This is a genomic window from Caulobacter sp. GW821-FHT10A10 (assembly GCF_059415745.1).
Window position 1 is genome coordinate 257497 of the sequence record NZ_JBWKNV010000007.1, and the last position, 19077, is coordinate 276573.

Consider the following 19077-nt stretch of genomic DNA (forward strand, 5'->3'; position numbering starts at 1 on the left):
TCCCGCAGGGGGAGAGGGACGAGTTGTGCAGCTTTCGCGGGGATTTTACGGGAGGAGAGGATCGGGATGGGACCGTTGGCGGTGTAACCCCTCACCCTCCCACGCTTCGCGTGGGCCCCTCCCTCTCCCTATGGGAGAGGTTTTGGAGTGGTGGGTTTGAGCGTGATCGAGGTCACGGCCGCCGCGCCCTCGGAGCGGAGGATCAGGCTGTTGGTCCCGGCCTCCAGCGCCACCGTTCCGCCCGACCGAACCGCCCTGCCGCCATTGGCCGAAACCCTCATCGGCCCCTGCCCCGCGATCGTAACGGCATAGACCCCTGCCTGGTCCGCCGTCACCGTGTAGCGCAGCCATTCGCCGGTGGTGAAGTCGGTGACGCTCTTGCCGTCGGGGGAGATATCGACGCCGTCGTTGCGGGCGGTGCGGCCGTTGTTCCAGAGGGTGCGGTCGGCGCCGGTGGAGACGTGGTAGTTGGCGGCGTCCTGGTCCCAATAGGCCTTGCCGATGACGCCGAGGTCGTAGTCGACGGCGGCGATCGATCCGCCCTTGGCGCCGATGCGATGGGGCTTGAACGGACGGACGCTGTCGTCGTGCGGCTGGCGCAGCATGGCGTCGAGCACGTCGGGGTGCTGGAGGTTGCTCTCGAAGCGCACGTCGTGGGCGGCCAGCTTCATCAGCACCGCATAGGCCTGGTCGGCCGAGACCGGGGTCTTGGCCTCGCCCGTGAGCGTGGCGACGACGGCGTCGTAGTTGGGGCCGACCTGGACCTCCAGCGGCTGGTTGAAGCCAATTTTCTTCAGCGGCCAGAAGGCCCAGCCGATCCCGTGGCCCTCGACCAGGCGGATGGCGTCGGCGAACCAGACGTTGGAGTTCTCGCCCGACTCCCCAAGCCACACCGGCAGGCCGGTGTCGGCCCGCAGCTTGAGGATCGGCTCGACCGAGGCCTGGTCGTTGCGGTTCCAGTATTTGTGGAACGACAGGGCCAGATTGCCGTCCCAGGGCTTTCCCAATCCCCTGTAGTTGTTGCCCCAGCAGTTGCCCTCGATGATGACGAGGTGGCGCTGGTCGACCTCGCGGATCGCCGCGGTGATGCGGCGCTGGAAATCCCAGAGCAGGTCCTGCTTCTCGTCGGCGCAACCGGCGCCCGACGCCTTCCTGTCGAAGTCCCAGTTGGGTTCGTTCAGCACGTCGTAGGCGGCGATGGCCGGCTCGTCCTTGTAGCGTTCGGCCAGCTTCTTCCAGAGGGCGATGGTCTTGCGCTGGTTCTCGGGGCTGTCCCACAGCGACGGCTTGGCCGGATCGCGGTCGGAGATGGCCAGATCATTGCCCTGCCCGCCCGGCGCGGCGTGTAAATCCAGGATCAGGTGCATGCCGGCGGCCTTGGTCCAGGCCAGCAGGTCGTCGATGCGGCGGAAGCCGTCTTCCTTCCAGGTGTCGGCGCCAGGCACGGGCTCTTGGTCGGCCGGCAGGGTCAGCAGGCCGTAGTGCATGGGCAGGCGCACCGAGTTGAAGCCGGCGGCGGCCATGAAGTCGATGTCGGCCTTGGTGGTGTGGTTGTCGAGCCAGGCGGTGTGGATCGCGGCCTCGCGCTCGGCCCCGACCAGGGCCGCGATGCGGGCGCGGATGACGTGCTCCTGGCCCAGCTTGGACAGGCGCAGCATGTAGCCCTCCTGCAGCATCCAGCCGCCCAGGCCCATGCCGCGCAGGATGACGGGCGCGCCGGTCTCGTCGACGATGCGGTCGCCCTTGGCCTTCAGCCACTGCGGGCCGGGAGACGGCGGGGATGCAGGCTGGGCGAGCGTGGTGGAAACGGCCAGCAGCGAGGCGGCGGCGGCCAGGACGGCGGCGAACTTCATGGACGAACTCCCCAGCGCGCGCGGCTGGTTGAGAGGTCGCCGCTGCGTCGCGGGCGGAGTTGGCCCGGGGACTTGAGATTTGTCCAGATGGACGGGTCATTTGTCCATGAGGACAAATGGTTAGGGGGAATTCTGGAGGTGGGCGGCGCCAGTTCTTCAAGCAGCAAAATCGCCCGTCATCCCGGCCGTAGCGAAGCGAAGAGCCGGGACCCAGGGGCGGCGCGCAATGAGGCGGCGACCGCTGGCAGCGCGAACCTTATCGCGGCGCCCAGTCCCCTGGGTCCCGGATAAGCGCTTCGCGCTTTCCGGGATGACGATCTTCTTGAGAGCTGTGAGGGAGGAAGCCCCTCAGCCGCACTTCACCTGCTGCACCACGCCGGTGTCCGGGTTGAACAGGATGTTCAGGCGGTCGGCGCGGTAGTCCATGGTCACCGGGCAGGTGGTGCAGGCCACGCGCCAGCGGGAGGGATCGACCGGGGCCGGCAGTTCGGTGCGGTTCTTGCCGACGAAGGCCTGGGCGTCCTTCAGGCCGCACTGGTCCTTCTCGGGCTCGGGGGGCTTGGGTAAGGCGATGGCCGGCGGGGCCACCGGGGTCTCGGGCGGCGGCGGCGGGGCGGGCTCGGGCGCGCCGGTCGAGCAGGCCGCCAGGATCATCGCCGCGCCCAGGATCACGCCAAGCCGCTTCATGCCTTCTTCTCCCATCCGCGTTCGGCCTGCTGCCAGTAGGACACCGGGTGGCCGGCCGCCTTGAACGCCTTCCAGCGGCCCCGCGCCAGCCGCAGGGCCTCTTCGTCACGACCGTCGAACAGCAGGATGCAGCGCGTGAAGTCGCTCAGTTCCCCCGGCTCGGCGCCGTCGAGCAGGAACAACGCGTCCCCGCCGTTCGGGTTGTCGAGGCCGGCGCTGAGCAGCACCGGCTGGCGTTCGGCCAGCGGCTCCTCGGCCATGCCGTGCGGCAGGAAGCTGTCGTCGCGAAAGGTCCAGAGGTGGGCGTCCAGCGCGTTGAGGCGCGCCGGGTCCCCGCCCCGGACCAGAGCCTTCCAGCCGCGCCCCAGGGTCTTTTCCAGCAGCTCGGGCAGCACCTGTTCGGCGCTGCTTCGCTCCAGATGGTAGAACCAGATCTCGCAGGGCGCAGCGGACATGCGTGACGTCAGCCTTCGTAGGCGTCGGCGACGAGGCGGTTGAGCAGGCGCACGCCGAAGCCGGCCGCGCCGTCGGGCACGGTCGGATCGGTCGAGCCCTTGCGCCAGGCGGTCGAGGCGATGTCGAGGTGGGCCCACGGCACGCCATTGACGAAGCGCTGCAGGAACAGGCCCGCCGTGATCGAGCCGGCCGGGCGGCCGCCGATGTTCTTCATGTCGGCGATCGGGCTTTCGATCTGCTTCTCGTAGGCCTTGGGCAGCGGCAGGCGCCACAGGGGCTCGCGCTCGGACTCGCCGGCAGCCAGCAGCTTCTCCGACAGGCCGTCGTTGTTGCTGAACAGGCCGGCATAGTCGTTGCCCAGCGAGATGATGATCGCGCCGGTCAGGGTGGCCAGGTCGATCATGAACTTCGGCTTGAAGCGCTCCTGAGTGTACCAGAGGGCGTCGGCCAGGACGAGGCGGCCCTCGGCGTCGGTGTTGATGACCTCGATGGTCTGGCCCGACATCGAGGTGACCACGTCGCCGGGGCGCTGGGCGTTACCGTCGGGCATGTTTTCGACCAGGCCCAGCACGCCGATGGCGTTGACCTTGGCCTTGCGGCCGGCCAGGGCGTGCATGACGCCGGCCACGGCGGCCGCGCCGCCCATGTCCCACTTCATGTCTTCCATGCCCTCGGCGGGCTTGATCGAGATGCCGCCGGTGTCGAAGCAGACGCCCTTGCCGACGAAGGCGATCGGCTGGGCCGACTTGTCGGCCGCGCCGTTCCACTTGGCGATGACCAGCTGGCTCTCGCGGACGCTGCCCTGGCCGACGCCGAGGAGCGAGCCCATGCCGAGCTTGGCCATTTCGGCTTCGCCGAGGATCTCGACCTCCAGGCCCAGGCTTTCGAGCCCCTTCACGCGGGCGGCGAACTCTTCCGGATGCAGGATGTTGGCCGGCTCGGAGACCAGGTCGCGGCTGAACAGGATGGCGTCGGCCAGCGGCTCCAGGGCGGCGAAGGCCTTCTGGGCCTTGGCCGGGTCGGCGGCGGCGACCTTCACCGTGGCGACCGACGGCTTCTTCTCGGCCTTCTCGGTGGTGCGGTACTTGTCGAAGCGGTAGGCGGCCAGCTTGACGCCGAAGGCGACGCGGGCGGCGGTCTCGGCGTCACCGCCGAGCTTGAGCAGCAGCTCGGTGACGCCCGAGGTCTTGACCGCGCCATAGGCGTGGGCGGCGGCGATCTCGACGGTCTCCGGCTCGACCACGCCCGAACCGTCGACGCCGATCACCACCACGCGGGCGGCGTCGAGGCCGGCCGGGGCGACGATGTCGAGCACCTGACCCTTAGCGCCGATGAAGCGGCCGCCGGCCGCGGCGCGGACGATGGCGCCGCCGGCGGCGTCGTTGACCGCCTTGGCCTCGGGCGAAAGGGCGGCGGCCTCGTAGGCGAGGACGGCGATGGCGGCGTTGGCGCCGGCCTGGCTGTCGGCGGGGACGAACTCGATACGCATGGAGCGCTCCTGGGAAGCGGAAAGCCCGGTCGCGGCGCGGCCTCAAGAAGGCCGCGATCCGACGCGACAGGACGTGAACGCCCGGCATAGTCCATGCCGATCCTTGGGAAAAGACCGTCGCCGTTCACAGCCCCGTCACGCCGTCCCACATCATGTCTTCGGTTGTGCCAAGCCGAGCCAGACGTGTAGAACACGCCAACGCCGGGGTTCGCCGCGCGAATCCGTGAAGCCCCCGAAACCACCCCCCGCATGCGCCTGATCGAACGCTATCTTTTCCGACAGCTGGTCGGGCCGACCCTCCTGGCCATCGCGGCCCTGGCGGCGCTGGCCCTGCTCGCCCGAAGCCTGTCGGAATTCGACATCCTGGTCGAGCAGCGCCAGACCGCGCTGATCTTCGCCAAGATGATCCTGCTGGCCCTGCCCCAGCTGCTGAACATCATCATGCCGATCGCGCTGTTCGTGGCCGCCCTGGTGGCCCTGAACCGTCTGCATACCGAGCAGGAGATCGTCGTCTGCTTCGCCGGCGGCATGAGTCGCTGGCGGGTGATCTCGCCGGCCATGCGGCTGGCGGTCGGCGCGGCCCTGGTGTCGCTGGCGCTGGGGCTCTGGGCCCAGCCGTGGTCGTCGCGGCTGATCCGCGAAACGGCCTACGACATGAAGACGGACCTGGCCTCGACCCTGGTGCGGCCCGGCGAGTTCACCGAGCCCGGCCCCGGCCTGACGGTCTACGCCCAGTCGATCGACCGCGACAACCTGATCAAGAACCTGTTCATCCACCAGGAAAAGCCCAACGGCGGCTCGGTGACCTACACGGCCCGCGAAGGCGTCATCGCCAAGCGCAACGGCCTGCCGGTGCTGATCATGCGCAAAGGCTCGAACCAGGAGTTCGCCAGCAACGGCGTGCTGAACTACCTGTCGTTCGAGGAGTATGTGTTCGACCTGTCGAGCCTGTTCCAGAGCGACGAGCTGCTGCACTACAAGATCGCCGACCGCTATCCGCACGAGTTGTTCTTTCCCGACCTGACCCAGGAGTGGGAGCAGCACAACCGGGTGAAACTGATCGCCGAGGGCCATTCGCGTCTGTCCAGCCCGCTCTACAACATCGCCATGATGGCCATGGCCCTGGCGGCCGTGATCGGCGGCTCGTTCAGCCGCATGGGCTACGCCAAGCGGATCGCCGCCGTCGGCGCGGCCGCGACCGTGGTGCGCATCCTCGGCTTCGGCGTGCAGGCGGCCTGCGACGACTCCGTGTGGCTGAACGTGCTGCAATACGCCGTGCCGATCGCCGCCACCTGGTGGGGCCTGGCCCAGATCTTCCGCCAGAAGATCATGCGCTACGTGCCGATCGGCCCGCATCGCGACGGCCTGCAGCCGATGGGAGCCGCCTCGTGATCGGCCCGGGGATGATCGAGCGCTACGTCCTGCGCAAGACGCTGGCCTCGCTGGGCGCGGCCCTGGCCGTGCTGGGCGCGCTGGTGATGCTGATCGCCTTCGTCGACATCAGCCGCAACGTCGGCACGCGTTCCGAGGACGCGGGATTCGGCCAGCTGCTGTACCTGACCATCCTGCAGGCTCCGGCCACCCTGCTGACCCTGACGCCGTTCATCTTCCTGTTCGGCACGCTGGGCGCGTTCGTCGGCCTCAACCGCCGCAGCGAGCTGATCGCCATGCGCGCGGCCGGCGTCTCGGCCTGGCGGTTCATCCTGCCAGCGGCCTTCGCGGCCTTCGCGATGGGCGTGGTGACCGTCACCCTGCTCAACCCGCTGACCGCGGCGATGAGCGCCCGCTTCGAGACCGAGCGCGACGCCCTGCTGGCGGGCTACCTCAAGGAAGCGCCGAAGGGCGCCTGGCTGCGCCAGGGCGACACCAAGCGTCAGATCGTCATCCGCGCCCGCATGCGCGACAGCGTGGGCGGCACGGTGCGCCTGCGTGGCGTGTCGTTCTTCGTCTACGACGTCCAGCCCAACGACACCCTGATCTTCAAGGAACGCTACGAGGCTGCCGAAGCGCGGCTGGAGCCGGGCTTCTGGCGCCTGACCGGCGTCAGCGTCGCCACACCGGGCGTCGGCGCCATGCGAACCGAAAGCGTCACCGTGCCGTCCGACCTGGACGAGCGCACGGCGGCCGACCGATTCAAGAACCCGCAGGCCGTGGCCTTCTGGCGCCTGCCCGAGACCATCGCCCGCACCGAGGCCGCTGGCTTCTCGGCGACGCCGTTCAAGCTGCGCCTGCAGCAGATTCTGGCCACGCCGCTGCTGTTCGCGGCGATGTCGGTGCTGGCCGCGGCCTTTTCGCTGCGCCTGATGCGCCTGGGGGGCCTGGCGGCCCTGGCCGGCTCTGGCGTCGCGCTCGGTTTCGGCTTCTTCTTCTTCAATGAACTCTGCGGCGCGCTCGGCAAGGCCGATCTCCTGGGGCCGATCCTGGCCGCCTGGACCCCGCCGGCCGCGGCGCTTTTGGCGGGGCTGACCCTGCTTTGCTATACCGAGGATGGTTGAGTCTGTGACGCCGGCATCGAGGCCCCTGATGATCGATCTAAGCCCAGCGCCGGGCACGGCGGTTCGCAAGCTGCTGATGGCCGGCGTCGCGTGGCTGGCGTTCGCCGCCAGCGGCGCGCACGCGGCCCAGCCGTCCCTGGCGACCGTGCCCGAAATTCCGGCCAAGCCGGCCGCGGCCGACGACGGCCTCGGCGACGACGGCTACTATCTGGAATCCGACCTGCTGATCCGCGACGACGTGGCCCAGACCATGACCGCCCAGGGATCGGTGGAGGTGCGCTACCAGGGCCGCGTGCTGCGCGCCCAGGAAGTGATCTACGACACCAAGACCGGGGTGGTCACCGCCCACGGCAAGGTGCAGTTGATCAACGCCGACGGCACGGCCCAGTTCGCCGACGACCTGACGCTGGACAAGGACATGCGCGCCGGCTTCGCGCGCAACTTCTCCACGCGCCTGGACAAGAACGTGAAGATCGCGGCCGCCACCGCCATCCGTCGCAACGAACAGGTCACCGAACTCAACCAGGCGATCTACACGCCTTGCGACGTCTGCGCCGAGAAGCCGACCCCCACCTGGTCGATCGAGGCCGACAAGGTCGTGCAGGATAAGGCCAAGAAGATCGTCTACTACCACGGGGCGCGCATCCGCCTGTGGGGCGCGCCGCTGCTCTATCTGCCGCTGTTCTGGCACCCGGATCCGCAGGCCGAGCGGAGCTCCGGCTTCCTGACGCCGAAGGTCGGCCTGTCGAAGAAGCGCGGCCTGTCCTATCAGCAGCCCTATCTGCAGGTGATCTCGCCGTCTTCGGATGTCGTGCTAAGCCCTCAAATCAACACGAAAATTAACCCGTTCCTCAACGTCAATTATCGCAAGCGCTTCTACTCGGGCATGCTCGAGGCGCGCATCGGCGGGACGTACGAGAAAGAGTTCGACAACAAGGGCAACCGCTTCGGCGACGCGACCACCCGCAGCTACATCCTGGCCAAGGGCGCTTTCGACATCGACGACAAGTGGAAGTGGGGCTTCAGCGCCGAGCGCGCCTCCGACGCCCTTCTGTTCGACAAGTACGACATCAACGACGTCTACGAACAGCGCGGCCTGTTCACGAGCGAGGATCACCGCCTGACCTCGCAGATCTACGCCTCGCGGCAGGACACGCGGTCGTGGTTCTCGGTCTCGGCCGTCTCGGTGCAGGGCCTGCGGGTGGTGGGCACCGATTCCACCACGGGTCTGGGCAACAAGTTCGAGAACAGCGGGGCCTTCCCGTTCATCGGCCCGTTGGTCGAAGGTCGTTGGGAGCCGGAATCGCCGGTGCTGTTCGGCCGCCTGCGCCTGCAAGGCTCGGGCGTGGTGCTGAACCGCTCCGAATCGCAATTCGGCGAGTCGCCCTACTCCTCGGCCATGCAGACCGCCTATCGCGGCCAGAACGGCGTCGACAGCGCCCGCGGCAGCTTCCAGGCCGACTGGCGCGCCAGCGCCGTGGTCGGTCCCGGCCTGCGGATCCAACCCTTCGCCCAGGCCCGCGCCGACGCCTACAACATCAAGGGCGTCTACCTGACGACCGCGGCCCTGGCGGCCGGCGATGACGCCGAGATCAGCTATTCGCGCACCCTGGGCGTGGCCGGTGTCGACTTGAGCCTGCCGCTCTACAAGGGCCTGAAGAACGGCGGCAGCGTCATCATCGAGCCCATCGTGCAGTTGGCGACGGGTTCGGACAGTTCGCGCGTGCCGGTCGTCGTCGCCCGCGACGGAACCACGACCTACCTCTACAACGAGGACAGTTCGGCCTTCGAATTCGACGAGACCAACCTGTTCCGCACCAACAAGTCGCCAGGCTTCGACCTCTACGAGGGCGGCACCCGGGCCAATGTGGGCGGTCGCGCGACCTTCACCACGGCCGACGGCCGCGGCGGCAGCATCCTGATCGGCCGCAGCTTCCGCACCGAGTACGACCCGCTGCTGCCCGAACGGACCGGCCTGCAGGAAAAGTCGTCCGACTGGATCGTGGCGGCCACGATCACTCCGGTGAAGGGCATCAACGCCTATGTCCGCACCCGCCTGGATTCGGACACCACCGAGATCAACCGCATCGAAACCGGCATGGACGCCTCCACCACGCGCCTGCAGGGCTCGTTCCGCTATCTGAAGGACACGGTCGACTCCAACGGCGAGCGGCAGGAGAACTTCGAGACGCGGGGCCAGCTGAAGCTGACCGACAAGTGGGCCCTGACGGCCTTCGGCCAGCTCGACCTGGTGGCCGAAACCTGGCGCCGCCGCGACCTGGGCGTCGCCTACACGGACGATTGCATCCGCATCGACATCATCTACCAACACGAAGACCGCTATAGCTCGACGGTGACGGGCCTGAAGCTCCAGCCCGACGAGTCGATCGTGGTCCGCCTAACCCTCGCCACATTGGGTGATACAGGGTACAGCGACTGATTATTCCATCGCGCCGGGGGGCGTGCGGGGGTCCGCACGCGTCCTTGTGGCGTATCGAGGCGCGACCACCGACAGGCAGCTGGAAGGTCGTTGCGTCTCAACGGTTTGAAATCGAGGTCGATCGGCGACGGTCGGGCTCCAGAGGAACGACACTACCCATGCGGGCTGCGCGTAGCGTGACGACTTTTGCGGCCAGCGCCGCGTCCATCCTCGCCCTGACCGTGGCGGCCATGCCGGCCCACGCACGTCAGGCCGCGCCCACCATCGACGCCCCCGCGGCGGCTCAGCCGGAAGCCCAGGCTCGCGCCAATCCGCTGTCGGAAAGCGTCGCGGCCGTGGTCAACGACGACATCATCTCGTCCTACGACCTGATGCAGCGCATGCGCCTGCTGATGATCACCTCGGGCCTGCAGCCGACCCAGGAGAACCTGCCCCAGCTGGAGCAGGAAGCCCTGCGCTCGCTGATCGACGAGCGCGTCCAGCTCCAGGAGCTGCGCCGCGTCGAGAAGGAACAGAAGATCACGATCATCTCGACCGACAAGGAAGTCGACGAGGAGATCGCCAGCATCGCCCAGGGCAACAAGATGACGGCCCAGCAGCTGCTGGACCAGCTGGCCGCCCAGGGCGTCAGCGCCGACACTTGGCGCTCGCAGATCCGCGCCGAGTCGAGCTGGCAGAACTGGATCAGCGGCCGCTACGGCTCGCGCCTGCGCATCGGCGAAGACCAGATCAAGGCCTTCCAGCGCCGCCTGGCCGAGTCGGCCAGCAAGCCGCAGTACCAGGTCAGCGAAGTGTTCATCGACGCCACCCGCGTCGGCGGCCCGGACGTGGCCCTGAACGGCGCCCGCCAGCTGGTGACCCAGATCCAGCAGGGCGCGCCCTTCCCGGCCGTGGCCCGCCAGTTCTCGGCCGCCGCGACCGCGGCCAACGGCGGCGACGCCGGCTGGGTCAGCCCCGGCGAAATGCCGGCCGAGGTCGACGCGGCCCTGGAACAGCTGCGCCCCGGCCAGCTGTCGGCCCCGATCTCGGTCAAGGACGGCGTCTACATCGTCTATCTGCGCGACAAGCGCTCGGGCGCCAAGGCGACCCTGGTCGACCTGAAGCAGGTGGCCGTGGCGCTAGCCAAGGACGCCCCGGAAGCCGACGTGCAGTCGGCCACCGCCCTGCTGGCCGGCCTGAAGCCCAAGCTGACCAGCTGCCAGACCCTCGAGGCCGAAGCCGGCAAGGTGGACGGCGTCGTGGCCGGCGACCTGGGCGAAGCCGAGATCGGCGATCTGGCCCCGGCCTTCCAGGAGGCCGCCAACGCCCTCAACGTCGGCCAGATCTCGGATCCGATCCGTACCGACGCCGGCCTGCACCTGATCGCGGTCTGCGGCAAGCGCCAGTCGGGCGCCGCGGCTCCGTCGCATGACCAGATCGAGAATCGCCTGCGAGGTCAGCAACTTGCGCTGATCTCCAAACGTTACCTGCGAGACCTGCGCAACTCCGCCACCATCGAGACCCGGTGAAGACAGACACCCTGGCCCTGAGCGTCGGCGATCCCGCCGGCGTCGGGCCCGAGATCATCGCCAAGGCCTGGGCGGCCCTCCGGGAGACCGGACCCGTGTTCATGGCTGTCGGTGATCTGCAGAGCCTGGCCGCGGCAGGCGGCGGGGTGAAGGTTCGCCCCGTGACCGGCCCGGTCGAGGCCGCCAGGGTCTTCGCCGAGGCGCTGCCTGTGCTGGACCTGCCGCTGCAGGCCCCCGTGGTGGCAGGCAAGCCCTCCAGCGCCCATGCCGCCCAGATCATCCGCTGCATCGAGACCGGCGCGGGCCTGGCCCTGTCGGGCGCGGTGGCGGGCCTGGTCACGGCCCCGATCGCCAAGGCCCCGCTGTACGAGGCGGGCTTCAAGTTTCCCGGCCATACCGAGTTCCTGGCCGAACTAACCGCGCCGGCGCCCTACGACGGGGCGCGGGGCCCGGTGATGATGCTGACCGCCGGCGGTCTACGCGCCACCCTGGTGACGATCCACCAGTCGGTCGGCTCGGTGCCGGGCGCGCTCAGCGTCGAACGCATCGTCGAGGCGGGGTTGGTCACCGCCCAGGCCCTGAAGACCGATTTCGGCATCGCCGCGCCGCGTCTGGCGGTGGCCGCGCTCAACCCGCACGCCGGTGAAGGCGGCGCCCTGGGCCGCGAGGAGATCGACGTGATCATCCCGGCGGTGGAGGCCCTGCGCGCCCGCGGCGTCGACGCGCGCGGCCCGTCTCCGGCCGACAGCCTGTTCCACCCCGACGCCCGGGCGACCTATGACGGGGTGCTGTGCATGTACCACGACCAGGCCCTGATCCCGGTGAAGATGCTCGACTTCTGGGGCGGGGTGAACGTGACCCTGGGCCTGCCGATCGTGCGCACCTCGCCCGACCACGGCACCGGCTTCGACATCGCCGGCCGGGGGATCGCCCGCCCCGACAGCCTGATCGCCGCCATCCACCTGGCCGCGCAGATCGCCGCTCGGCGTAGCGCCAGCTAGGCTTTCGCGGCGTTTCGATCTAGACGGGGACCATGACGTCCCCTTCCCTCGCCGACCTGCCGCCGCTGCGTGAAGCGCTGGAGCGCCACGGCCTGCTGGCCCGCAAGAGCTTCGGCCAGCACTTCCTGCTCGACCTCAACATCACCCGCAAGATCGCGCGCCTGGCCGAGGTGGGCGAAGGCGACACGGTGATCGAGGTGGGCCCCGGCCCCGGCGGCCTGACGCGGGCCCTGCTGGAGACCGGCGCGCGGGTGATCGCGGTCGAAAAGGACAGCCGCTTCCTGCCGCTGCTGGGCGAGCTGTCCGAAGCCGCCGAAGGCCGCCTGACCCTGGTCGAGGGCGACGCCCTGCGGGCCGACATGGCCGTCCTGGCCGGCGGTCCGGCGCACATGGTCTCGAACCTCCCCTACAACGTCGGCACCCAGCTGCTGATCGACTGGCTGACGGGGCCTTTCCGGCCGCTGTCGATGACGCTGATGTTCCAGAAGGAGGTCGCCGACCGCATCGCCGCCCAGGACGGCGACGACGCCTATGGGCGGCTGGCGGTGATCTCGCAAACCGTCTGCGCGGCCAAGGTGGTCATGGACCTGCCGGCCCGCGCCTTCACGCCGCCTCCCAAGGTCGCTTCGGCCGTGGTGCGGCTGGTCCCGCTGGCGCCCGCGCCGGACAAGGCGATGGTCTCGGCGCTGGAACGGGTGACCGCCGCGGCCTTCGGCCAGCGCCGCAAGATGCTGCGCTCCAGCCTCAAGCCCCTGGGCGGCGGCGCCCTGTGCGAAGCGGCCGGGATCGATCCGGACGCCCGGGCCGAGACCATCCCCGTCGACGGCTTTCAAGATCTGGCGCGGGCGCTGATCGCGAACAGCTGAGCCTTAGGACCCTTGCCAACCGGCGCTAGCGGGGGAATCAATCTCGTCATGCAGGCCTCGCCCGAGCAGCAGCACCTTGTCCTGGTCGTCGACGACGACGAGCTGGTGACCGAATTCGTCCGGTTCCGGCTGGAGACCGAGGGATTCGCCGTCGAGGTGGCGCACAACGCCGAGGACGCCCTGGCCGCGGCCGTGCGCCGCCCACCGCACCTTCTGCTGCTCGATGTCGGCCTGCCGGAGATCAACGGCCTGACACTGTTGCGCCGGCTGCGGGTGGAAAAGCGGCTCAAGGACGTGCCGGCGATCATGATCACCGCCTCGGCCGCGGGCGCCAACGTCAAGGCCGCCATGGAGGCCGGCGCCGTCGGCTACGTGCTCAAGCCGTTTTCAGCCGACGACCTGTTGCAAAGGGTGCGCGCGGCGACCAAGAACCAGTCTCGCGTCTGGTTGTGACGCAACGCGTACGGAGCCCCGCATGACGTCCCGTCCCCTGGCCCTGGTGATCGACGACGACACCCTGATGCTGGAGTTCGTGTCGGGCGCGCTGACCGAAGGCGGGTTCGACGTGCGGACGGCCGAGGACGCCCAGAGCCTGCTGACCGACGTGCACGACCGCAAGCCGGCCATCGTCTTCCTGGACGTGCGCATGCCCGGCGAGACGGGCATCGAGGTGCTGCGCCGCCTGCGGGTCAGCGACTGGGGCCGCGAGGTGCCGGTGGTGATCATGACCGGCGAACGGCGGCTGGACCGCGTGGTCGAGGCCATGAGCGCCGGCGCCACCACCTACATGATGAAGCCGTTCACGCCCGCCCAGATCGTCATGCGGGCCAAGGAACTGATCCAGCCGCGCGAGAGCGGCAGCTTCCATTACTGACTTGATGGGATCCGCTTTCCGGGAAGCCCTTGATCCACCACTGAACCTCAGCCCCAACCCGCTTAATCCCCGCCTGCGCGGGGATGCTCGGAGAATGGGGCTAGGGCCTCAGATATCCTCGGCCAGCAGGTCGCCGACCAGGTTGCCGATCCAGGGGTTGCGCGAGCGCTTCTGGCGTTCGGCGTGGTAGATGTGGGCGAGATCCGCATAGGCCTTGTCGAAGTCGTCGTTGAGCACGACGTAGTCGAACTTCTCCCAGGCGGCGACCTCGTCCTTGGCGCGCGACAGGCGACGGGCGATGACTTCCTCGCTGTCCTGGCTGCGGGCGTGCAGGCGGCGGCTCATCTCGGCCAGGGACGGCGGCAGGATGTAGACCAGCACGCTGTCGGGACCGGCCTGGGCGTGCACCTTCATGGCGCCCTGGAAGTCGATGTCGAACAGCACGCTTTCTCCCTCGTCGAGCGCGGCAAGGATCGGGGCCTTGGGGCTGCCGTAGTAGTTGCCGTAGACCTCGGCCCACTCGAAGAAGGCGTCCTGGGCGATCATCTCCTGGAACTTGTCCTTGGAGACGAAGTGGTAGTCGCGGCCGTCGTGCTCGCCGGGGCGCGGCTCGCGGGTGGTGGCGCTGATCGACAGGTGCAGGTCGCCGTGGTCGGCCACCAGGCGGCGGGTCAGCGAGGTCTTGCCGACACCGGAGGGGGCCACCACCATCAGGAGGAGGCCGCGGTGCTTGCCCCCGTGCTTCTGGGCCGGGTTATTCGACATTCTGAACCTGTTCGCGAAACTGTTCGATCGTGGCCTTGAGTTCCAGGCCATGGGCGGTCAGCGCGGTCAGCGCCGACTTGCTGCAGAGGGTGTTGGCCTCGCGCATGAATTCCTGGGACAGGAAGTCGAGGCGGCGGCCAGAAGCGCCGTCGCTGGACAGCAGAGTGCGGGCGGCGGCGACGTGGCCGGCCAGGCGGTCGAGCTCCTCGCGGACATCGGCCTTGACCGCCAGGGCGGCGGCTTCCTGGACGATGCGGTCCTGAGGGGCGCTCTCGCCGAGCAGTTCGGTCATGCGGCGCTCGAAGCGCTGCTTGAGGATCGAGGGCTGGCCCTCGGCCTCCGCGGCGGCGAGGCCCGTCAGGGTCTCGATGCGGTCGACGAGGCCGGCCAGCACGGGAGCGAGCGAAGCCCCCTCCTCCTGGCGCGCGACCTTCAGGCCGTCGAGGGCCTGGGCCAGGCTCGTGGCCATGGCGGCCTCCAGGGCGGTGCGGGCCTCGGCGTCCTCGTCGTCCTCGCGGACCTCGATGACGCCGCGCAGGGCCAGCATGCCGTCGAGTGTGGGCTTGGCGACCATGCCGGTGGCGACATAGGGGCCGCCAGCCTTCAGATAGCGCTCCAGCACCTCGACATTGACCTGCGGAGCGGCCGAGGCCTCGGCCTTGCGGGCCTGGACGTTGACCGTGAGCTGGCCGCGCTGGAAGCGGGCCTGGGCGCCGTCGCGGGCGGCGCGGTCGAGGCCTTCGAAGCCCGGCGGGCCGCGAAAGCGGGTCTCGAGGTTGCGGCCGTTGACGCTGCGGGCCTCGACGGCCCAGCTCCAGTCGCCCAGAGCGCCTTCGACACGCGAAAAACCGGTCATGCCCGACAGCGCCATGCGATCAGCCTCCCGCCAGCGGGGTCGCGGCCTTGGCCTCCCGCTCGATGCGCCGCCACTGGGCGACGTTGCGCTCGTGCTCCTCGTACGTCTTGGCGAAGACGTGGCCGCCGGTGCCGTCGGCGACGAAATAGAGCTCGTCGGTCTTGGGCGGGTTCATGACGGCCGCCAGGGCCGCGCGGCCCGGATTGGCGATCGGCGTCGGCGGCAGGCCGGGGATCTTGTAGGTGTTGTAGGGCGTGAACGTATCGAGTTCCGACCGGCGCAGGCCCCGGCCCAGCGGCCGGCCGCGAGTGATGCCGTAGATCACGGTCGGGTCGGTATCGAGCCGCATGCCCAGGCGCAGGCGGTTGATGAACAGGGCCGCGACGCGCGGACGCTCGCTGGCCAAGCCCGTCTCCTTCTCGACGATCGAGGCCAGGGTGACGGCCTCGTCCTTGGTCTGGAACGGCAGGCCCGCCTTGCGCTCGGCCCAGAGAGCGTTCAGCACCTTGTCGCGATCGTCCATCATGCGCTGCAAGACGGCGGCCCGCTCCTCGCCGCGCTCGACCTGGTAGGTCTCGGGCAGGACGGCGCCTTCCGGCGGGGTCGGCACGTCGCCAACCAGCACGTCGGAGCGCTGCAGGATCTCGACGACCATGTCCGAGGTCATGCCCTCGGGGATGGTCACCTGGTGGCGCACCACCTTGCCGTCGCGGACCATGGCCAGCACGGTCGACAGCGAGGCGCCGGAGGGGAATTCGTACTCGCCGGCCTTCAGCTTGCGGGCCGCGCGGGTGATCTGGGCGGCGGTCAGGAACAGCGAGGACGAGCGGATCGCCCCGCCGGCTTCCAGAGCGCCGGCGATCTCGGAGACGCTGGCGCCGCGGCGCAGGACCACCGAGGTGTATTCGCCGTTCTTGGCCTTGGGGCCCGGTCCGCCATAGACGAACACCGCCCCGCCGACGACGACCAGCGCCGCGACCGCGGCGACCACCAGGCCGCCGCCGGCCATGGCGGCCAGGCGACGTCCCAGGGACGCGGTTTCCCGCTTGCGGGCGCTCGACGTCCGCTTGGACGCCGGAGCCTTCTTCTGCGGACGCGGCGCCTTGCTCACGAGATCTGGCTCACGAGATCTTACGGAACACGACGGAGGCGTTGGTGCCGCCGAAGCCGAAGCTGTTGGACACGGCCACGTCGATCTTCTTCGGCACGGCCTTGTTGGGCGCGAGATTCATCGGCACGTCGACGTCGGGATTGTCGAGGTTGATGGTCGGCGGGCAGATCTGGTCGCGGATGGCCAGGATCGAGAAGATCGACTCGATGGCGCCGGCCGCGCCGAGCAGGTGGCCGGTCATCGACTTGGTCGAGGACATCACCACGTTCTTGGCGTGATCGCCGAGGAAGCGGGCGACGGCGCCGGCTTCCAGGCCGTCGGCCATGGTCGAGGTGCCGTGGGCGTTGATGTAGTCGATGTCCGAGGGCTGGAGGCCCGCGTCCTTGACCGCCGCCGCCAGGGCGCGACCGCCGCCTTCGCCGTCCTCGGCCGGGGCGGTGATGTGATAGGCGTCGCCCGACAGGCCGTAGCCGACCACTTCGGCGTAAATCTTGGCCCCGCGCGCCTTGGCGTGCTCGTACTCTTCGAGAACCACGACGCCGGCGCCCTCGCCCATGACGAAGCCGTCACGGTCCTTGTCGTAAGGGCGCGAGGCCTTTTCCGGGGTCTCGTTGAAGGCGGTGGCCACGGCGCGGCAGGCGATGAAGCCGGCGATGCCGATCTTGCAGACGGCCGCTTCCGCGCCGCCGGCGATCATCACGTCGGCGTCGCCGTACTTGATCAGGCGCGCGGCGTCACCGATGGCGTGGGCGCCGGTGGCGCAGGCCGTCACGACCGCGTGGTTGGGGCCCTTGAAGCCGTACTTGATCGAGACCTGGCCCGAGATCAGGTTGATCAGGGCCGAGGAGATGAAGAACGGGCTGACGCGGCGCGGGCCCTTGGCTTCCAACTCCAGCGCGGTGTCGGCGATCGTCGACAGGCCGCCGATGCCCGAACCCAGGATGACGCCCGTGCGCCACTTCTGCTCGTCGGTCTCGGGCACCCAGCCCGAATCCTTCACGGCTTCGTCCGCGGCGGCGATGCCGTAGAGGATGAAGTCGTCGACGCGCTTCTGGTCGCGCGGGCTCATGGTCAGGTCAGGGTTGAACGAGCCCTCGACGTCCGGACCGCCGCCGCCGCGACCATCGACCCGCGGCACCTCGCAGGCGACCTGGCAGGCATAGTCGGTCGGGTCGAAAGCTGTGATGCGGCCCGCGCCCGATTTACCGGCCACGATGTTCTTCCAGGACACTTCGACGCCCTGGCCCAGAGGAGTCAGCAGGCCCAGCCCGGTGACGACGACTCTACGCATGGATTGCTCCCAACCTTCCGACGCGCCGTTCCCGGACGATAAGGCGAACCCCTACCGGCCGGTTGCGGCGCGAATCTTGGCCACATACGAAAACCGCCGCGCGCACGATGGCAAGAGCCCGTGCTGCGCGGCGGCTGATAGTCCTGTTCGTTCCGCGAGGGTACGAACCCGACGCCCTTAGGCGCCGGTCTTTTCCGTGATGAACTTCACGGCGTCGCCAACCGTCTGGATGTGCTCGGCGGCGTCGTCCGGAATTTCGATGTCGAATTCTTCTTCGAACGCCATCACCAGCTCAACGTTGTCGAGGCTGTCGGCGCCCAGGTCGTCGATGAAGCTAGCCTTCTCGGTGACCTTCTCGGGATCGGCATCCAGGTGTTCGATGACGATCTTACGCACGCGCTCGAGAATGTCGGACATTCTGTTAGTCCCTCGTTTTGAAATCTGTTTGTCCCGCGGCCGGTTTGAAAACTATTCACCGTCCGCGAGATGTCGGGTCACCGCCTATCACGTTCCTTTTCGGGTGACCAGCGGGTCAGCCGCGAAGAAGCGGGGCCATTGCAAGCCCAAGGCGGCGTTCGCCTAGATCATGGCCATGCCGCCGTTGACGTGCAAGGTCTGACCGGTGACGTAACCGCCCTGATCGCTCGCCAGGTAAACGCAGGCGGCGGCGATATCGCTCCCTTCGCCCAGCTTTCCGGCCGGAATGGTCGACAGGATGCCGGCCTTCTGGGCGTCGTTGAGGGCGTCGGTCATCGGGCTGGCGATGAAGCCGGGGGCGACGCAGTTGACGGTCACGCCGCGGCTGGCCAGTTCCTGGGCCAAGGCCTTGGAAAACCCGATCATTCCGGCCTTCGAGGCCGCGTAGTTGGTCTGGCCGGGGTTACCGGTGACGCCGACGACCGAGGTGATGCCGATGATGCGGCCGGCGCGGCGCTTCATCATGCCCTTGGCGGCGGCGCGGGCCAGGCGGAAGTAGCCTTCCAGGTTCACCTTGATGACGGTTTCCCAGTCCTCGTCCTTCATCCGCACGATCAGGCCGTCGCGGGTGATGCCGGCGTTGGCGATGACGATGTCGAGCGGGGTGCCGGCGGCTTCCTCGGCCTTGGCGACCAGGCCGTCCACAGCTTCCGCGTCCGACAGATTCGCCACGACGAACGAGGCGCGCTCGCCCAGCTCGTTCTTCAGCTCGGTCAGGGCCGATTCGCGGGTGCCCGAGAGCACGACGTGGGCGCCCTGGCCGTGCAGGGCCCGGGCGATGGCGCCGCCGATGCCGCCGGTGGCGCCGGTGACGAGGGCGGTCTTGCCGGTGAGATCAAACATTCGAGGTTTCTCCGTTCGGAGGGATTGCGTGGTGGGGGTTCCTCGCCCTTCGACAGGCTCAGGAT

At 68.8% G+C, this 19077-nt stretch carries 17 protein-coding genes and 1 pseudogene; 8 read left to right on the forward strand and 10 right to left on the reverse strand.

What is annotated here, in order from left to right; genetic code table 11:
* Positions 1-128: 128 nt before the first annotated feature.
* The 4 genes from AC07NS_RS20250 to AC07NS_RS20265 form a co-directional block, all read right to left on the reverse strand.
* Positions 129-1853, reverse strand: a complete 1725-nt coding sequence (locus tag AC07NS_RS20250; protein ID WP_494606144.1) for a cellulase family glycosylhydrolase — start codon at positions 1851-1853, stop codon at positions 129-131.
* Positions 1854-2201: 348 nt separating this feature from the next.
* Positions 2202-2540 (reverse strand): peptidase inhibitor I78, encoded by a 339-nt coding sequence (locus AC07NS_RS20255; protein ID WP_494606146.1) that lies wholly within the window; start codon positions 2538-2540, stop codon positions 2202-2204.
* Entirely contained in the window at positions 2537-2995 is a 459-nt protein-coding gene (locus AC07NS_RS20260; protein ID WP_494606148.1) for a DNA polymerase III subunit chi, read from the reverse strand. Before AC07NS_RS20260 ends, AC07NS_RS20255 begins: the two co-directional genes overlap by 4 nt.
* Before the next feature lie 8 nt (positions 2996-3003).
* On the reverse strand, positions 3004-4485 hold the full coding sequence (locus tag AC07NS_RS20265) for a leucyl aminopeptidase (RefSeq protein ID WP_494606150.1): 1482 nt from the start codon (positions 4483-4485) through the stop codon (positions 3004-3006).
* Positions 4486-4734: 249 nt separating this feature from the next.
* Between AC07NS_RS20265 and lptF the strand changes: the two are divergent.
* The 8 genes and pseudogenes from lptF to AC07NS_RS20305 all read left to right on the forward strand — a co-directional run.
* Positions 4735-5867 (forward strand): annotated as a pseudogene (lptF, locus tag AC07NS_RS20270) (LPS export ABC transporter permease LptF); the annotation flags it as partial.
* Between the two features lie 6 nt (positions 5868-5873).
* Entirely contained in the window at positions 5874-6980 is a 1107-nt protein-coding gene (gene lptG, locus AC07NS_RS20275; RefSeq protein ID WP_494606294.1) for an LPS export ABC transporter permease LptG, read from the forward strand.
* A 28-nt stretch (positions 6981-7008) separates the two neighbouring features.
* Positions 7009-9420 carry an LPS-assembly protein LptD gene (locus tag AC07NS_RS20280; protein ID WP_494606151.1) on the forward strand — a complete coding sequence of 804 codons (2412 nt, stop codon included), beginning with the start codon at positions 7009-7011 and terminating at the stop codon, positions 9418-9420.
* A 158-nt stretch (positions 9421-9578) separates the two neighbouring features.
* Positions 9579-10928, forward strand: a complete 1350-nt coding sequence (locus tag AC07NS_RS20285; protein WP_494606152.1) for a peptidylprolyl isomerase — start codon at positions 9579-9581, stop codon at positions 10926-10928.
* On the forward strand, positions 10925-11929 hold the full coding sequence (gene pdxA / locus AC07NS_RS20290) for a 4-hydroxythreonine-4-phosphate dehydrogenase PdxA (protein ID WP_494606154.1): 1005 nt from the start codon (positions 10925-10927) through the stop codon (positions 11927-11929). Before AC07NS_RS20285 ends, pdxA begins: the two co-directional genes overlap by 4 nt.
* A gap of 32 nt (positions 11930-11961) precedes the next feature.
* Entirely contained in the window at positions 11962-12795 is an 834-nt protein-coding gene (gene rsmA / locus AC07NS_RS20295; protein WP_494606155.1) for a 16S rRNA (adenine(1518)-N(6)/adenine(1519)-N(6))-dimethyltransferase RsmA, read from the forward strand.
* Between the two features lie 48 nt (positions 12796-12843).
* Entirely contained in the window at positions 12844-13248 is a 405-nt protein-coding gene (locus tag AC07NS_RS20300) for a response regulator transcription factor (RefSeq protein ID WP_110117838.1), read from the forward strand.
* A 22-nt stretch (positions 13249-13270) separates the two neighbouring features.
* A complete protein-coding gene (locus AC07NS_RS20305) occupies positions 13271-13669 on the forward strand; it encodes a response regulator (protein ID WP_494606157.1) in 399 nt (132 codons plus the stop codon).
* A 108-nt stretch (positions 13670-13777) separates the two neighbouring features.
* On the opposite strand, the gene gmk is transcribed toward AC07NS_RS20305, so the two are convergent.
* The 6 genes from gmk to fabG all read right to left on the reverse strand — a co-directional run bounded on the left by gmk (position 13778) and on the right by fabG (position 19012).
* The gene (gmk, locus tag AC07NS_RS20310; RefSeq protein WP_487288709.1) at positions 13778-14434 is read right to left on the reverse strand and encodes a guanylate kinase; all 657 of its coding nucleotides are present in this window, start codon (positions 14432-14434) and stop codon (positions 13778-13780) included.
* The gene (locus AC07NS_RS20315; RefSeq protein ID WP_494606159.1) at positions 14424-15305 is read right to left on the reverse strand and encodes a YicC/YloC family endoribonuclease; all 882 of its coding nucleotides are present in this window, start codon (positions 15303-15305) and stop codon (positions 14424-14426) included. The genes gmk and AC07NS_RS20315 overlap by 11 nt, the downstream gene beginning before the upstream one ends.
* 4 nt (positions 15306-15309) lie before the next feature.
* Positions 15310-16401 carry an endolytic transglycosylase MltG gene (gene mltG / locus AC07NS_RS20320; RefSeq protein ID WP_494606161.1) on the reverse strand — a complete coding sequence of 364 codons (1092 nt, stop codon included), beginning with the start codon at positions 16399-16401 and terminating at the stop codon, positions 15310-15312.
* 10 nt (positions 16402-16411) lie between these two features.
* Positions 16412-17692 (reverse strand): beta-ketoacyl-ACP synthase II, encoded by a 1281-nt coding sequence (gene fabF / locus AC07NS_RS20325; protein WP_494606163.1) that lies wholly within the window; start codon positions 17690-17692, stop codon positions 16412-16414.
* Between the two features lie 177 nt (positions 17693-17869).
* Positions 17870-18109: an acyl carrier protein gene (locus AC07NS_RS20330; RefSeq protein WP_007672577.1), complete on the reverse strand. Its 240-nt coding sequence runs from the start codon at positions 18107-18109 to the stop codon at positions 17870-17872.
* 162 nt (positions 18110-18271) lie between these two features.
* The gene (gene fabG / locus AC07NS_RS20335) at positions 18272-19012 is read right to left on the reverse strand and encodes a 3-oxoacyl-[acyl-carrier-protein] reductase (protein WP_494606165.1); all 741 of its coding nucleotides are present in this window, start codon (positions 19010-19012) and stop codon (positions 18272-18274) included.
* Between the last annotated feature and the right edge of the window lie 65 nt (positions 19013-19077).

Bases quoted from the DNA above. Each gene is read 5' to 3' on its own strand.
- AC07NS_RS20285 (WP_494606152.1), top strand. From the start codon at position 9,579: ATGCGGGCTGCGCGTAGCGTGACGACTTTTGCGGCCAGCGCCGCGTCC.
- AC07NS_RS20265 (WP_494606150.1), bottom strand. From the start codon at position 4,485: ATGCGTATCGAGTTCGTCCCCGCCGACAGCCAGGCCGGCGCCAACGCC.
- AC07NS_RS20255 (WP_494606146.1), bottom strand. From the start codon at position 2,540: ATGAAGCGGCTTGGCGTGATCCTGGGCGCGGCGATGATCCTGGCGGCC.
- gmk (WP_487288709.1), bottom strand. From the start codon at position 14,434: ATGTCGAATAACCCGGCCCAGAAGCACGGGGGCAAGCACCGCGGCCTC.
- fabF (WP_494606163.1), bottom strand. From the start codon at position 17,692: ATGCGTAGAGTCGTCGTCACCGGGCTGGGCCTGCTGACTCCTCTGGGC.
- AC07NS_RS20315 (WP_494606159.1), bottom strand. From the start codon at position 15,305: ATGGCGCTGTCGGGCATGACCGGTTTTTCGCGTGTCGAAGGCGCTCTG.
- AC07NS_RS20330 (WP_007672577.1), bottom strand. From the start codon at position 18,109: ATGTCCGACATTCTCGAGCGCGTGCGTAAGATCGTCATCGAACACCTG.
- rsmA (WP_494606155.1), top strand. From the start codon at position 11,962: ATGACGTCCCCTTCCCTCGCCGACCTGCCGCCGCTGCGTGAAGCGCTG.
- AC07NS_RS20250 (WP_494606144.1), bottom strand. From the start codon at position 1,853: ATGAAGTTCGCCGCCGTCCTGGCCGCCGCCGCCTCGCTGCTGGCCGTT.
- fabG (WP_494606165.1), bottom strand. From the start codon at position 19,012: ATGTTTGATCTCACCGGCAAGACCGCCCTCGTCACCGGCGCCACCGGC.
- AC07NS_RS20305 (WP_494606157.1), top strand. From the start codon at position 13,271: ATGACGTCCCGTCCCCTGGCCCTGGTGATCGACGACGACACCCTGATG.
- AC07NS_RS20300 (WP_110117838.1), top strand. From the start codon at position 12,844: ATGCAGGCCTCGCCCGAGCAGCAGCACCTTGTCCTGGTCGTCGACGAC.
- AC07NS_RS20280 (WP_494606151.1), top strand. From the start codon at position 7,009: ATGATCGATCTAAGCCCAGCGCCGGGCACGGCGGTTCGCAAGCTGCTG.
- AC07NS_RS20260 (WP_494606148.1), bottom strand. From the start codon at position 2,995: ATGTCCGCTGCGCCCTGCGAGATCTGGTTCTACCATCTGGAGCGAAGC.